Raw genomic sequence first — 13221 nt, 5'->3', positions numbered from 1 at the left:
TCCACTAACGCTGTGCTCGCATTTTGCTGCGCATCACATGTGAGACGTCTTCTGGTAGTGGTTGTAAACCAGCAGCATGATCAAGGAGTCTGAGCCACGCTCGGGTATGACGATCCATGTGTTCGCTGGCGTCACCATCAACTGTTGCAGGGGTCCAGGACGCACGCATTTCTAGGTAGCCATCTGTGGGGCGATCACTCATCGTGCCAAAACTACGACCTGCATTTCGGGTGATGGTTCCACCCAGTTGCAGGTATTCACAACCACTGGACTGCAAGGATTCAGTGAGCCAACTCCAACCAACTTCGTGTAGGAGTGGATCATCGATGAGATCAGATTCCAGGGCAGCTCTTACAAACACGACGGCTCGAAATGTGCCTTCCCATTCATCTACGCCATCGGGATCATGCAGTAACACAAAACGACCGCTTGCGAGATCTTCTTCGCCCGACGAATCAGCAGTGATGGCAAGGGCGAAAGGTGCTAAGCGACTTGGTGCGGGTGCTTCTTCAAGCTCAAACTCTGGACGACACTTCACCATGCGAATACGCGATACCGCGGCCTCAAAGGCCTGATCTTGGGCAGTGACCGCGCGCATTTATACAGGCTATTGGGACGAACCGGACTGGCCCTGATAGGCGCGCCGGTGACCCTAGCTCGGGTTAGCGTCTTCCTTGAATTTCATCGCAATTGAATTCATGCAGTAGCGAAGATCAGTTGGCGTGCCATAACCCTCGCCCTCAAACACATGCCCCAAGTGGCTACCGCACGACGCGCACCGCACTTCAGTGCGCACACGCCCAGCCGAGGCATCTTCTAGGTAGATCACGCGGTCTTGAGCAAGGGGAGCGTAAAAACTTGGCCAGCCGCAGTGGGAATCGAATTTTGTGGTGCTACGGAACAATTCAGCCTCACAGGCTTTGCAGGAGTACACACCTTCGGCTTTGTTGTCGGTGTATTGACCAACGAATGGAGCCTCAGTTCCGGCCTGACGCAATACGTAGAACTCTTGATCGGTGAGTTCATCGCGCCATTGGCTTTCGGGTTTGACCACGCTGAATGGTTGTCCGTCCGGACGGTTGTCGCTAGCGCCTATTGAAGAATTTCCCATGGCCGCAACGTACTGGCAATGTCGAGTTTGGGCTAGGTCTCAAGGGATGATGGTCGTCACGAGAACAGGGGTATGACGTGAGCGAAATGCTCGACACGCAGTCTGCATGGTTAGACGAAGCCGATCTGCAGTCTGCCCGAGACCGCCTACCAATTGTGTATGTAGACGCCGTTCCTGTGCGCGTGGATTCACTTGGGCAAGTAACTGAAGTCGGATTATTGCTTCGCGTATTACCCGACGGCAGCATTAGTCGCGCCATTGTTTCTGGACGAGTGTTGTATGGCGAACGTTTACGTGACGCACTGATGCGGCACCTAGAAAAGGATCTCGGCTCAATGGCAATGCCGAGGATTCCTACCTCACCACAACCGTTTACGGTGGTTGAATATTTCCCAGATCCTCAGATCACTGGTTTCCATGATCCGCGGCAGCATGCAGTGTCATTGGCATATGTCGTGCAGATCGATGGAGATTGCGCCCCTTCGCAATCGGCATTGGATCTGATTTGGGTATCGCCGCAAGAAGCTGTCTCCTTGGCTTTCCAGTCACAAATGGGTGGCGGACAAGATCGACTCGTACGAATGGCACTCGCACACTGCGGTGTTTTGGGATAAGGAGCTGACATGTCACAGGCAAAGAAGAAGTTCAACGGACGAATGATCTCTGGGGTCGTTATTGCCATCGTTGCGTTGATCATCATTGTGCAGAACACAGCATCCGCCGAGATCAAGTTCTTGGGTTGGAGTTGGAACATGCCAATCTGGTTGATCTTGGTGATCATGTTTGTTCTTGGCATGTTGCTTGGTGGAGCAGTGCGTTCCGGGGTGCGCAAGCTGCGCGGCGCTGAGCCAAAGAAGTCTTAATCTTCGTAAGGATCAATCCCTAAGAGGGTTTCGTCTTCTGGGGTGAGGATTTCATCAACCTCGTTGTCCCCGATGACATGCATGGCAAGCTCTTCGGCTGTTTTCCATACTCCAGGTTCTCCAGCATGGCGAGGGTCGTCGCTTCCGTCATCTGCATCTTCCATTGAAAGTACTTCTTCAGCATTCTCAAGGGGATAGAGAAAGCCATCAAGTTCACCTTCACCGCTACTTCCGTGAAGGGCCGATTCAATTGCTTCAGCTTCCATAATCATTGCCAGGCGATCGGCTTGATCAGCGCTATCTCCGGGGCGCTCGCTCAAGGTTGCGCGCAAGACTTCACTTGGTCGGGCTGAGTGTTGATGGGTTGTCATGATGATCACCTCTTCCTGTTTGCACGGTAGCCCCTAATGGGACTCCTTGCTAGTGCCTAAGGCCAAGCAAAGGAGGACTTTCGTACCTAGTGATGTCAAGGTTTAGAAGGGTCGGGGAGTGATGTTGATTCCTTTGGCCAGCGATGAAGCTTCACTGTGAATCCATGCCAGGTACGGCGCAGTGAGTTCGGGTGCTGAGTTATTGGCCTGTGTAGATTTGGAAACCTTGTTCCCCTGTGAGTCCAGAAGCAACGAATGGTGAAGATAGACGCAATGAGCGAGTTCTGATGCACCCATGAGTTCTGCGAGATACATATGAAGTGCAGTGGAACTCAAAAGGTCTTCGCCACGAACGATATGTGTGGTGCCAAGGTCGCGGTCATCAATCACATTGGCCCAGTGGTAGGCCGGAATATCGTCGCGACGCCAAAGCACGACATCACCAAAGTGTTCGTGCAGGTTGAACAATTGCTCGCCTACAGGTATTGAAATTGTGGGATCGAGATAGAGCCTCAGCGCATTGACATTGGGTACCCATGTGATTTCTTCACCGCGGCAATAACAGGCGCGTTGGACTAGATCAGATCGAGAGCACGAACACGCAAAAATGAGATTTTGGGGGAGCGCCGAAAGTTGCGTTCGCAGGTATTGCCTTCGGTTCGGAATTGAGGTGTTGGTTACCTGCGTCTTTATTTTCAGCGCGTTCAACGCCGAATGGATGTATTCCGTATATTCAGGCCGCAAACGATTGCTGTCATCGGCATCAATGCGTAAATAGATTTCGCCACCCAATTGATGGGCAAGCCAAGAAGTCAACAGCGCATTCGCGAGGTTGCCTTCGTGGAGGTATCCACTAGGCGTTGGAGCAAAACGAGTGCGCATGGTTAAGAGCGATGGCGTTGTTGGTACATCGCGGCGTCGGCTTGTTCAATGATTTCCGGAAGTGGCTGGTTGAAACCCAACGACGATCCGATGGTTATGCCACGTGTCCACGAGGGGGGCAAGGGTTCTGAAGCCAACTGCCGATCAAGCCGTTCTTTGAATTCATGGGCTGCGGGAACTTGCCCAAGGCCGATAACAAGGAATTCATCGCCGCCCCATCTGGCCACAAGATCATCAGGACGCACTGCTTGAGTGAGAGCCCTGGACACTGCACTCAGAAGTACGTCGCCAGCCCCATGACCGTCGGTGTCATTGACATATTTGAGACCGTCGATGTCGCAGAACATCACGAACACGAATTGTTGTTCGCGAAGCGCACGTCTGTGCAAGGCCAATTCCATATGTTCGATTCCACGGCGATTCAGTAGGCCGGTGAGTGGGTCAGTTGTCGCAAGTTCCGCTGCTTGGATTGCGGCTTGGGCAAGTGCTGTGGCCGTTTGTGTCCGGCCCCAAAGAATGAGGGCAGACATTGCTGTGGCTGTTAGTGCTGCAATGACCCATTCTTCAGCACCAGTTTCCATATGTGTGAAGAAAGTCCAAGCCGTGACCGTATTAGCCACACCAGCGACAACGATGAATGCTCGCCAATCGAAAATCAAAGCTCCTGTCACTGAGAGCATGATCATGATGACCGCAATCGAATTACCTGTTGGGTCAATAACAAATTGAAAGTTCATGACGAGGTTATTGGTGATGACTGCCAAGCCAAAGAGCCAAGGAACATAATTCCTCGGTACTAATTTGCTGCGGATAGTGATCCCAACCAAGGCAATGACTAAAAATTGAAGCAAGTCAGATGCAAAATATTCTCGAGGTAGCGCAGAGCTTGTGAGAATAAGCGCGATATCGAAGAGTGCAATAACCAGACAACTACCAATGAGAATCCGTGGAATCTCACGTTGAGCCTGTGTGAGCAAAATCGAACGGCGCTCCGAGGCAACTTGGCCTAACTGTTCCACTGTGAAGTCCAGTCTTAGTAGGCAACCGAAAAGCGCATACGGCGATGCATTGGTAACTCGATCTCATCAAGTATCGCGTCGGCGTAGTCAGCGCCACTAATTGTTGAGTTTCCTTCACCGTCTTTCAGCATGACATCGCCCCCTGTGCGGTAGGAGCCGCGATGAACACCTGGTGCATGAGCGCCAAAGAGAAGAGCTGGGCTTAGAAAGAACCAATCAAAATTATCCGGTGATGTACGAAGGTCGGATAATAACTGTGCATGGGTATTAATTTCCGGCATCGCTTCCTCCGGAAGAGCTGATGCAAAGGCAATACGAAGTTCCTCACCACCTTCTTCAACGAGTAGCGATCCGGCTCCGCCAACTACGCCAAACCGAGTGCTATTGGGTACGCAAGCGTTCACAATTGCCGCGAGGCCCTCAGGGAGGGAGTTATCTTCTGACTTACTTGGAACCGCACTAATGAAGACATCTGCGCTCTTAGCAAGCTGTTCGAGAAGCTGAGCGTCGTAGATTGACCCGACGAGATAGCGGGCGCCTGGAACGGGTGTATTCGCTTCAGAGCGCGAAACACAGATGACGTCGTGGTCACGAATGACAGCCTCACGCACGATGTGTTCGCCGGCGTAGCCGTTGCCACCAAAAACGACGATCTGAGCCATGTGTTTCTCCTTTTGAATATGTACTGAAGTCTATGGCCTGACGCACTTGCGGTCCCAGACCCATAACGGTTTCCAACAGGGAGTTCGGCTTTCTGTAGAGTCCAAATATGAGGCAGAATTTCGAGCAATGTGACGAGTGTGGTTTTGCCTGGGATGCGATTGCGCCACATGACATTCGCACGCGAATAGGCCACGCGATGAATGAAGCAGCCAACCTCATCGAATTGCACTCAGTTCAAGCATTGATACGACGATCGCCGCAGGAATGGTCTGCGGTGGAGTACGGATGTCACATGCGCGATGTCTTGTACAACATTCGCGACAAAATGGTGTTGATGACTGTCGAAGACAACCCTGCATCGCTCCCTCTTTATGGAGTGCCCCGGGTTGAACTTGGGCTTTATGTAAACGATGAACCAAGTGTTTTGGCGCAGGAGATGCGACTCGCAGGTGAATTGTTTGGCCGAACCTTCGATGCGCTTCCAAAGTCCAGTCACAGTCGAGTTTTCTTGTACCGCTATCCGCGTGAAGCCATGCGCACCTTGATGTGGGTAGCCGCTCAGGCACTCCATGAAACCGAGCATCACGCGTCAGATGTTCGCCTGATTCTCAACACCTAACAAATGGCATTCGGTAATTCTTCCGAAACTGCTTGTATGGGCCAATGACTAAGCGCAGTAAGGCCGTCGAGACTACTCGCAAAGTGACATTTGCGGTGCTTTTGATGGTCGTGATCATCACCGTTCCTGTCATGGTGCTGATTCATTTCGGTTGGCAAGCAGCGGGCACGGCTGCGATGTTTGGTGCGATGGCGTGCCTGATGGTCGGAGTGCAAGCAGGTTGGCGAGCCTCGTTTATTTATGTGGTGCCAGGTATGACGATTGCTACCGCGTGTGCCGCTGCCTTTCCTGGCAACGCATGGTGGGCTGCGCTGATTCTGGGTATCTCCGCAGGGTTTGTGGCATTCAGCTCACGTATGGGTCTCAACAATGCGTTGTTAATCATTCCAATAGCTCTGGGTTTTGAATTTGCCCAGCCGCCGCAGATCGATGTGGACCTACCTGCGCCCGTTTTCGTAGGTCTTGTCGTCTTGGGCACGACCATCTTTGGTTCCTGCGTTGTGTATCTCGTCTCGCGGCACAATTCGGCGCCCAAAGATCTCAAGCGTGTGAGCGTGAAGCGTTCGAACTATTTCGCCCTGACGCTTGGACCATTCGTAGCGATCGCGGCTTGGGTTGTCGTTCATTTCGATCTTGCGCATGGTGGCGCTTGGATGATTCTCACGATCTTGGTGATCTTCCAACCATTCATTCAAGATGGAATGAAAAAAGCAGTATCGCGCACTGCCGGAACTTTGGGTGGCTTTCTGGTTGCCATCATTATCGCCGAAACCACGAACTCGGTAACTGTCTACTATCTCGTTGGTGTGCTTTCAATGGTTCTTGCACTCACCTTCATGCTCATCGGCCGGCCATATTGGCAATACGCGGTCGCGTTGACCATGTCCATCGTGATGCTCGAAGGTGCCACGGATTTGATCAGTACCGCTGAAACCAGACTTGTTGCAACAGTGGCTGGTGCCGGAGCTTCGGTGTTTCTGATGTTTCTTCTGCGCCCATTAGCAGTGCGATCGGCCCGTGAGGCGGGAATTGAACATTATTAGCCGTACATAAGCAGAGATCCCGCCGAAGCGGGATCTCATTTGTGTCCGAGGGGGGACTTGAACCCCCATGCCCGTGAGGGCACTAGCACCTCAAGCTAGCGCGTCTGCCTATTCCGCCACCCGGACAATGCTTATCGCTTGCAAGCGACCGGTGAACTATACCTGCTGTGTAATTGGGGCCTCACCACCCCATGGCCTGATCCGAACGCTTCAGAGCGAAATGAGACCTCAGAGGCAATTACGCTAAGGCCGTGAGCCAGCAAAAGATCCTCTTGTATTACGGATTTACCCCGGTAGCCGATCCTTATGCAGTCCGTCTTTGGCAACAGACTCTCTGTGAGAGCCTCAATCTGCGTGGGCGGATTTTGGTTTCTCCTCATGGAATTAACGGAACCGTCGGTGGCGAAATCAAGGACCTCAAGCGGTACATCAAGGGCACCAAGTTGTACCCAGGCATGAAGGACGTTGATTTCAAATGGTCGCAAGGCTCTCGAGAGGATTTCCCCCGCCTGAGCGTGAAGGATCGAGAAGAGATCGTCGCCTTTGGGGCCCCTGATGAATTGATGGTTAACGAACAGGGTGTCGTTGGCGGTGGGATCCACCTCAAGCCCCATGAGGTGAATGAGTTAGTCGCTGAACGTGGCGATGAGGTTGTGTTTTTTGATGGGCGTAATGGGTTCGAAGCAAATATTGGGAAGTTTCGCAACGCGATAGTTCCTGATGTTGAAACTACACATGATTTCATCCGTGAACTCGAAAGTGGAAAGTACGACCATCTCAAGAGCAAACCCATCGTTACATACTGCACAGGAGGGGTTCGCTGCGAAATCCTGTCGAGCGTGATGATCAATCGCGGCTTCGAGGAGGTCTATCAAATCGAGGGCGGCATCGTTCGTTACGGCGAGGCCTACGGGAACAAAGGCTTGTGGGACGGATCGCTCTATGTTTTCGATAAACGCATGGTGATTGATTTCGAGGAAAATCCCACTGAAATCGGGGAATGCGAACTATGCAAAGGCCGCACCAAGTATTTCCACAACTGTTCAAATCACGAATGCCGCAAACTCATTGTGCTGTGTCCTGATTGCCAGGTGAAACATCAGCCCGCGCATTGCACGCACGTCGCAGCGCAGTTGAGCTGACAGTGAGGCAAGATGCAGGCATGGTGTCCGATGTCGTCACGCTAACCCAAGAACTCATCGCGATCGATACGAGCAATTACGGGGATTCAATAGAGACAGTTGGCGAAGCTGCTGCTGCCGACTACTGCGCAGAACGTTTGCGAGAAGCAGGCTGGGATCCAGAAATCATCGTTACATCCAGCGACACTCGGCGCGCCGTGGTGTTGCGAATACCGGGAGTTGATCCTTTGGCGCCAGGATTGCTTGTGCATGGTCATCTCGATGTTGTCCCAGCGATAGCCGATGAATGGTCTAAGCCAGCCTTTGGTGGAGTCATAGAAGATGGATTCATCTGGGGTCGTGGCGCTGTAGACATGAAAGATATGGACGCCATGATGCTTGCGGTCATGCGCGAGTGGGGGCGTAGTGGCTACCGGCCGCGCAGAGACATGATTTTTGCCTTTTTACCTGATGAAGAGGCAGGTTCAGTACATGGTTCCCATTGGTTAGCCGAAAATCGGCCTGAACTTTTTGCAGGCGTTACACAAGCCATTGGTGAAGTTGGTGGTTTTAGCATCACGATTAATGACGATCTGCGTTTGTACCCAATACAGACAGCGGAAAAAGGCATGAAGTGGTTACGGTTGCGTGCTGCTTCTCGCGCAGGTCACGGATCGATGATTCATCACGACAATTCGGTCACTCAACTCGCGCGAGCTGTGACGCGCATTGGTGAGCATCAGTGGCCAATTCATAAGACGTCAACGGTGCAGCGATTCTTAGATGAATTATCACTTGCATTCAATATTGATGTCAGCGATGTAGGTGTCGAAGAATTACATCGTCGGCTAGGCAACCTGGCTTACCTGGTCGGTGCAACGATGCAAAACACTGCGAATCCCACAGTGCTCAAGGCTGGTTATAAAACCAATGTGATTCCTACAGAGAGTTTCGCGGAGATTGATTGCCGTTTCTTGCCTGGGCAAGAAGAAGAACTTGAAGCAACAATTCGGTCCCTCGTTGGTCACGGTATCGATATCGATGTGATCAATTACGGTATTGCGCTTGAGGCACCGTTGGATACTCAGCTGTTCGAAATCATGGCAAGTGCTCTACGTGCAGAGGATGAAAAAGCCCGCGCTGTTCCATACATGATTTCCGGTGGCACGGATGCGAAGGCCTTTGCCGGGCTAGATATTGAGTGTTACGGATTTTCACCGCTTCAGATGCCTGAAGGATTGGACTATTGGCGGCTATTCCATGGTGTGGATGAATGCGTGCCTATTGAAGGTTTGGAATTTGGTGTACGTGTGTTGGATCGATTCTTGCGCGCGTGTTAATTCCAAACTAGGCGATGCGAGTGACGCGATAAACCTTGCGTCGGATTCTTACTTTTCGCCGACCATCGGGATACACGTATGACACGTCCAGTTCCCAACGTCCACTCCCAGCGACGCTGGTGAGCAACTGGCGAGCCCCTTCTTTGGTGGTTCCCAAAGGCAAAGCAATTTCTCGGTATTCCCACGAATAACTCGTCGAAGTACTGATACTCATCTGCGAACGCTATCGGCGCTGTGCCCAGCCGGCTTCTGGGTAGCCCAATGCGGGGGCAGAAATTTCATCCAATGCACGTGTGATTTCATCAGGCAATTCGAGCTCATCGCTTGCGAGGGCCGCAAGCAGTTGTGAATTGGTTCGAGCGCCAAGAATCGGTGCGACCACACCAGGGCGATCACGCAACCAAGCTAAGGCAACCTCGGTAGGTGAAGTACCGAGACCATCAGCTGCGGTGGATACAGCGTCAACGATTCGTCGACCTCGTTCGTCCATGTAGGTTTGCACCCAAGCCGCTGAATCTGCGTTCCCTCCGCGTGAATCTGCGGGAGTGCCGTGGCGATATTTTCCTGTTAGGACACCTCGGCCAAGCGGGGACCACGGCAAAATTCCCAGACCTAAGCTTTGAGCCGCGGGAACAATCTCACGTTCGATCCCACGTTCAAGTAGTGAGTACTCCATCTGGGTAGTCACGATGGGAGCGCGACCTGGAACAGCGCGTTGCCAAGTTGCAGCGCGAGCGGATTGCCAACCGCTGAAGTTTGAAATACCGATGTAGCGCACCTTGCCACTTTTCACGAGTTCATCGCACGTAGCCATGGTTTCTTCCATTGGAGTCATCGGATCGAATGCATGTAACTGCCACACGTCAATGACATCGGTGCGCAGTCGGCGAAGTGAGGCTTCAACCGTGCGAATCAAATGGATTCGGGAGGAGTCGAATCGACGTTCTTCATTGCCAGGGCGTTGTCCAGCTTTGGTAGCCAACACGATTTGATCGCGGATCCCGAACTCTTCGATGAGTTCACCAAGTAACTGTTCGGAAACTCCATCCACATAGACATCTGCTGTGTCGATTAACGAACCGCCAGCATCCAGGAATAGGGCCAATTGATCGCGAGCCTCATACTCATCAGTACCGCGGCCCCACGTCATCGTGCCGAGGGCCAAGCGTCCAACCCATAGTCCTGAGCGTCCAAGCGGTCGTTGCTGCATATGTGAACGCTACCTTCGAGCAAAGTTATGGGGGATTAGGCTCGCGGATAGGCAATGAAAGGGCCAGTCTGTGAAGCTTGGGTTGCATTTGGGTTATTGGGGTGCGGGTAACGACGCCCAGAACATTGTGTTGGCCAAGGAAGCAGACGCCTTGGGATACGACATCGTATGGACTTCTGAGGCCTACGGTTCCGATGCTGCAACTGTTGCGGCTTGGGTAGCGGCCCACACTTCGCGCATCGACATTGGTTCAGGGGTGTTTCAGATCCCCGGCCGCACACCTGCGAACACTGCAATGACAGCTGCCACCCTCGATACGTTGTCAGGTGGTCGATTCCGCTTAGGTCTTGGTCTTTCTGGCCCACAGGTGTCTGAAGGGTGGCACGGAGTCAAATTTGATCACCCAATGCAGCGCACGCGCGAATACGTGGAAATTGTTCGCAAGGCATTGGCACGGGAACGAGTGGAGTATCACGGTGATCTCTTCACGCTGCCACTTCCTGATGGACAAGGAAAAGCACTCACGCTCACCATTCATCCCGTTCGCGAACATTTGCCAATTTATTTGGCGGGTATTGGCCCCAAATCCCTTGAACTGGTCGGGGAAATCGCTGACGGCTGGATGAGCGTTCAATTTTCTCCAGAACACGCCGATCAAACGCTGGGGGTCGTGGCGGCGGCGCGACGTAGGGCCGGCAAATCAATGGATGGCTTTGAAGTGGTGGCTACAACATCCGTTGTCTTTGGTAAGGACCTTCATGCTTGCGCTGATTCTTTACGACCAGGTTCTGCCTTGTATATCGGAGGCATGGGTAGTCGATCGATGAATTTCTATAATCAAAATGTCCAACGCATGGGCTACGAGGCGGCTGCCAAAGAAGTTCAGGATAAGTATCTGGCTAAAGATTACGTTGGGGCGCAGGCTGCTTTGCCTTTTGAACTTTTAGATCAAATCTCACTTATCGGGCCGCCGGAGCGCGTTGCCGATCGCTTGCAAGCGTACGAAGAGGTTGGTGTTACTAACCTCACCTTTACCGCCGTTGGTGACACAATCGATGAACGCCTTGCGAGTGTCCGCACCATGGCTGAAGTACTCGACATGTCAGGGTGTGCTTCATGACTGAAGCAGTGACGTGGTTCGAAGCAATCATTTTAGGGATCGTGCAAGGACTCACCGAGTTTTTGCCGATATCTTCAACCGCTCACATTCTGATTGTTTCGCAAATTTTTGGTTGGCAAGATCCTGGTGCAGCATTTTCAGCCGTGACTCAAATAGGTACGGAAATTGCAGTTTTGGTCTATTTCCGAAATGACATCTCGCGCATTATTTCGATCTGGTTTAAATCTTTGCGCGATGCATCGTTGCGTTCACATCTTGATGCGCGTATGGGCTGGTACATCATCATTGGAACGATCCCGATTTCACTTCTCGGGTTGATTTTTTCGAATCAAATTGAAACGGCTGCTCGGAATCTGTGGTTGGTAGCGACCATGTTGATTGTGTTTGGTGTGGTTCTAGGTGTTGCAGATGCTCTAGGTTCACGCAAGCACGATTTAACTGAACTCAATCGTCGTGATGGATTGCTGTTTGGTATTGGTCAGGCCTTTGCCCTAATTCCCGGGGTGTCGCGTTCCGGTGCAACGATTTCGACCGGTTTAGCTTTGGGCTATACGCGTGAATCAGCTGCGCGATACGCGTTTTTATTGGCCATCCCAGCGGTGCTTGCTTCTGGTTTTTATGAACTTACGAAAATTGGCAAAGACACGAACGCGGCTTGGGGGCCGACTCTTCTGGCAACGGTAATTGCATTTTTTGTGGGAATCGCAGTGATTTCTTGGCTACTGAAGTACGTCACGACTCACACGTATAAGCCATTTGTGCTGTACCGCATCATTCTTGGTTTCGCGGTGATGGCATTGCTAGCAATGGGAATTTTTGTTTCCTAGAGCCAGCCACTCTTGCGGAAGGCCCGATACATAAGCCCGCATACCGTGAGCATTACGCCTATCACCACGAAATAGCCATATTGTTCGTGTAGTTCAGGCATGTTGTCGAAGTTCATTCCATAAATGCCAGCAATCATTGTCGGGACAGCTGCAATTGCTACGTAGGCGGAAATTGTTCGCATGTCTTTGTTCTGCTGAAAATCCTGCAAGGATGTTGATGCCATCAACATGGTCATCAGCATGTTGTCTGAACCTTCGACTGCGTCGTGAACACGGAGAATGTGTTCACCTACGTCGCGAAAATATGGATGAAGTTGTTCAGGCACCCAAGGTAGGCGGCTGTCGACAAAAGCGTGCGCACCGTTAACGAGTGGACCTATAGCTCTACGAATCTCCACGTTTTCTCGTTTGAGTCGGTAAATGCGGTCGGCGCTATCTTGGCGTTCTGCGCTATTGAAAACCGTCGTTTCAAGTTCCTCAATATCGATGCCAATTTCGTCTGCAACTGCAACGTATTCGTCAACAACTTTGTCTGCTACTGCATAAAGCACGGATATGGGACCGTAAGTTCGCAGCTCTGGTTGATCCTCGAGGCGTTGCCTAATTCCACGCAAGTCGCCGACCTGACCGAATCGAACGGTGATGACAAACCAGGAGCCGACAAAGACAGCGATCTGGCCGGTGTGTACGTCAGAACTATGTTCGGTGTAGTCAAGAACTTTCAATACTGCTACGCCATGCCCCCTGCGATCGAAATCGAATTTCGCACGTTGCGTTGGGTTGGCTGCATCCTCTACTTGAAGATGCGCCAATCCGAAGATTCGTTCAACCATGGAAAGCTCATCTTTGGTTGGCTCAAAGAGCCCAAGCCACACGAAGGAATTCGGAATCTCTGCGCATTGTTGTTCAAGAGCCTCAAGCTTGATTTCTGGATGTCCATCGCCGGGTTCCTGCCAACTGCGAATGTCATCAATATTGACGATGTCTGTAGGGCTATAGATGCCCATGCCGCGGATCACCGACACATCATGA

17 protein-coding genes and 1 tRNA gene are annotated in these 13221 nt (G+C 51.9%); 8 read left to right on the top strand and 10 right to left on the bottom strand.

Annotated elements, in window-relative coordinates; genetic code table 11:
• Nucleotides 1-4: 4 nt before the first annotated feature.
• Both PHN51_00955 and msrB read right to left on the bottom strand, forming a co-directional pair.
• The gene (locus PHN51_00955) at nucleotides 5-598 is read right to left on the bottom strand and encodes a DUF3000 domain-containing protein (GenBank protein MDD2817346.1); all 594 of its coding nucleotides are present in this window, start codon (nucleotides 596-598) and stop codon (nucleotides 5-7) included.
• 54 nt (nucleotides 599-652) lie between these two features.
• The gene (gene msrB / locus PHN51_00950; GenBank protein MDD2817345.1) at nucleotides 653-1111 is read right to left on the bottom strand and encodes a peptide-methionine (R)-S-oxide reductase MsrB; all 459 of its coding nucleotides are present in this window, start codon (nucleotides 1109-1111) and stop codon (nucleotides 653-655) included.
• A gap of 86 nt (nucleotides 1112-1197) precedes the next feature.
• On the opposite strand from msrB, the gene PHN51_00945 reads away from it, so the two are divergent.
• Both PHN51_00945 and PHN51_00940 read left to right on the top strand, forming a co-directional pair.
• Nucleotides 1198-1725 carry an NUDIX hydrolase family protein gene (locus PHN51_00945; protein ID MDD2817344.1) on the top strand — a complete coding sequence of 176 codons (528 nt, stop codon included), beginning with the start codon at nucleotides 1198-1200 and terminating at the stop codon, nucleotides 1723-1725.
• Nucleotides 1726-1734: 9 nt separating this feature from the next.
• Nucleotides 1735-1974: a LapA family protein gene (locus tag PHN51_00940; protein MDD2817343.1), complete on the top strand. Its 240-nt coding sequence runs from the start codon at nucleotides 1735-1737 to the stop codon at nucleotides 1972-1974.
• Here PHN51_00940 and PHN51_00935 read toward each other — a convergent pair.
• The 4 genes from PHN51_00935 to PHN51_00920 all read right to left on the bottom strand — a co-directional run bounded on the left by PHN51_00935 (nucleotide 1971) and on the right by PHN51_00920 (nucleotide 4908).
• The gene (locus PHN51_00935) at nucleotides 1971-2345 is read right to left on the bottom strand and encodes a hypothetical protein (protein MDD2817342.1); all 375 of its coding nucleotides are present in this window, start codon (nucleotides 2343-2345) and stop codon (nucleotides 1971-1973) included. The two genes, PHN51_00940 and PHN51_00935, sit on opposite strands and share 4 nt — an antisense overlap.
• 102 nt (nucleotides 2346-2447) lie before the next feature.
• The gene (locus PHN51_00930; GenBank protein MDD2817341.1) at nucleotides 2448-3227 is read right to left on the bottom strand and encodes a glutamate--tRNA ligase family protein; all 780 of its coding nucleotides are present in this window, start codon (nucleotides 3225-3227) and stop codon (nucleotides 2448-2450) included.
• A gap of 2 nt (nucleotides 3228-3229) precedes the next feature.
• Complete coding sequence (locus PHN51_00925; GenBank protein MDD2817340.1) at nucleotides 3230-4246, bottom strand: GGDEF domain-containing protein; 1017 nt, start codon at nucleotides 4244-4246, stop codon at nucleotides 3230-3232.
• A 14-nt stretch (nucleotides 4247-4260) separates the two neighbouring features.
• Nucleotides 4261-4908 (bottom strand): NAD(P)H-binding protein, encoded by a 648-nt coding sequence (locus PHN51_00920; GenBank protein ID MDD2817339.1) that lies wholly within the window; start codon nucleotides 4906-4908, stop codon nucleotides 4261-4263.
• Nucleotides 4909-5015: 107 nt separating this feature from the next.
• Here PHN51_00920 and PHN51_00915 point away from each other — a divergent pair, with 107 nt between their 5' ends.
• Both PHN51_00915 and PHN51_00910 read left to right on the top strand, forming a co-directional pair.
• Entirely contained in the window at nucleotides 5016-5528 is a 513-nt protein-coding gene (locus PHN51_00915; protein MDD2817338.1) for a hypothetical protein, read from the top strand.
• 44 nt (nucleotides 5529-5572) lie between these two features.
• Nucleotides 5573-6571, top strand: coding sequence for an FUSC family protein (locus tag PHN51_00910; protein MDD2817337.1), 999 nt, complete (start codon nucleotides 5573-5575; stop codon nucleotides 6569-6571).
• 42 nt (nucleotides 6572-6613) lie between these two features.
• On the opposite strand, the gene PHN51_00905 is transcribed toward PHN51_00910, so the two are convergent.
• A tRNA-Leu gene (locus PHN51_00905) sits at nucleotides 6614-6697 on the bottom strand.
• A 125-nt stretch (nucleotides 6698-6822) separates the two neighbouring features.
• Between PHN51_00905 and PHN51_00900 the strand changes: the two genes are divergently transcribed.
• Entirely contained in the window at nucleotides 6823-7713 is an 891-nt protein-coding gene (locus PHN51_00900; protein MDD2817336.1) for a rhodanese-related sulfurtransferase, read from the top strand.
• Complete coding sequence (locus PHN51_00895) at nucleotides 7656-9032, top strand: M20/M25/M40 family metallo-hydrolase (GenBank protein ID MDD2817335.1); 1377 nt, start codon at nucleotides 7656-7658, stop codon at nucleotides 9030-9032. The genes PHN51_00900 and PHN51_00895 overlap by 58 nt, the downstream gene beginning before the upstream one ends.
• 7 nt (nucleotides 9033-9039) lie before the next feature.
• Here the strand turns inward: PHN51_00895 and PHN51_00890 are convergent, their stop codons facing one another.
• A complete protein-coding gene (locus tag PHN51_00890) occupies nucleotides 9040-9246 on the bottom strand; it encodes a DUF5703 family protein (GenBank protein ID MDD2817334.1) in 207 nt (68 codons plus the stop codon).
• A gap of 9 nt (nucleotides 9247-9255) precedes the next feature.
• Complete coding sequence (locus tag PHN51_00885) at nucleotides 9256-10242, bottom strand: aldo/keto reductase (GenBank protein MDD2817333.1); 987 nt, start codon at nucleotides 10240-10242, stop codon at nucleotides 9256-9258.
• A 70-nt stretch (nucleotides 10243-10312) separates the two neighbouring features.
• Here PHN51_00885 and PHN51_00880 point away from each other — a divergent pair, with 70 nt between their 5' ends.
• Both PHN51_00880 and PHN51_00875 read left to right on the top strand, forming a co-directional pair.
• Nucleotides 10313-11362, top strand: a complete 1050-nt coding sequence (locus PHN51_00880; protein ID MDD2817332.1) for an LLM class F420-dependent oxidoreductase — start codon at nucleotides 10313-10315, stop codon at nucleotides 11360-11362.
• Nucleotides 11359-12189 (top strand): undecaprenyl-diphosphate phosphatase, encoded by an 831-nt coding sequence (locus tag PHN51_00875; protein ID MDD2817331.1) that lies wholly within the window; start codon nucleotides 11359-11361, stop codon nucleotides 12187-12189. The genes PHN51_00880 and PHN51_00875 overlap by 4 nt, the downstream gene beginning before the upstream one ends.
• Here PHN51_00875 and PHN51_00870 read toward each other — a convergent pair.
• On the bottom strand, nucleotides 12186-13214 hold the full coding sequence (locus tag PHN51_00870; GenBank protein ID MDD2817330.1) for a magnesium and cobalt transport protein CorA: 1029 nt from the start codon (nucleotides 13212-13214) through the stop codon (nucleotides 12186-12188). The genes PHN51_00875 and PHN51_00870 overlap by 4 nt on opposite strands.
• Nucleotides 13215-13221: the final 7 nt, after the last annotated feature.

The organism is Candidatus Nanopelagicales bacterium, assembly GCA_028687755.1.
GTDB lineage: Bacteria > Actinomycetota > Actinomycetes > S36-B12 > S36-B12 > UBA11398.
The sequence above is the reverse complement of the archived record's forward strand: the minus strand, read 5'-3'. Positions and strand labels throughout refer to the sequence as shown.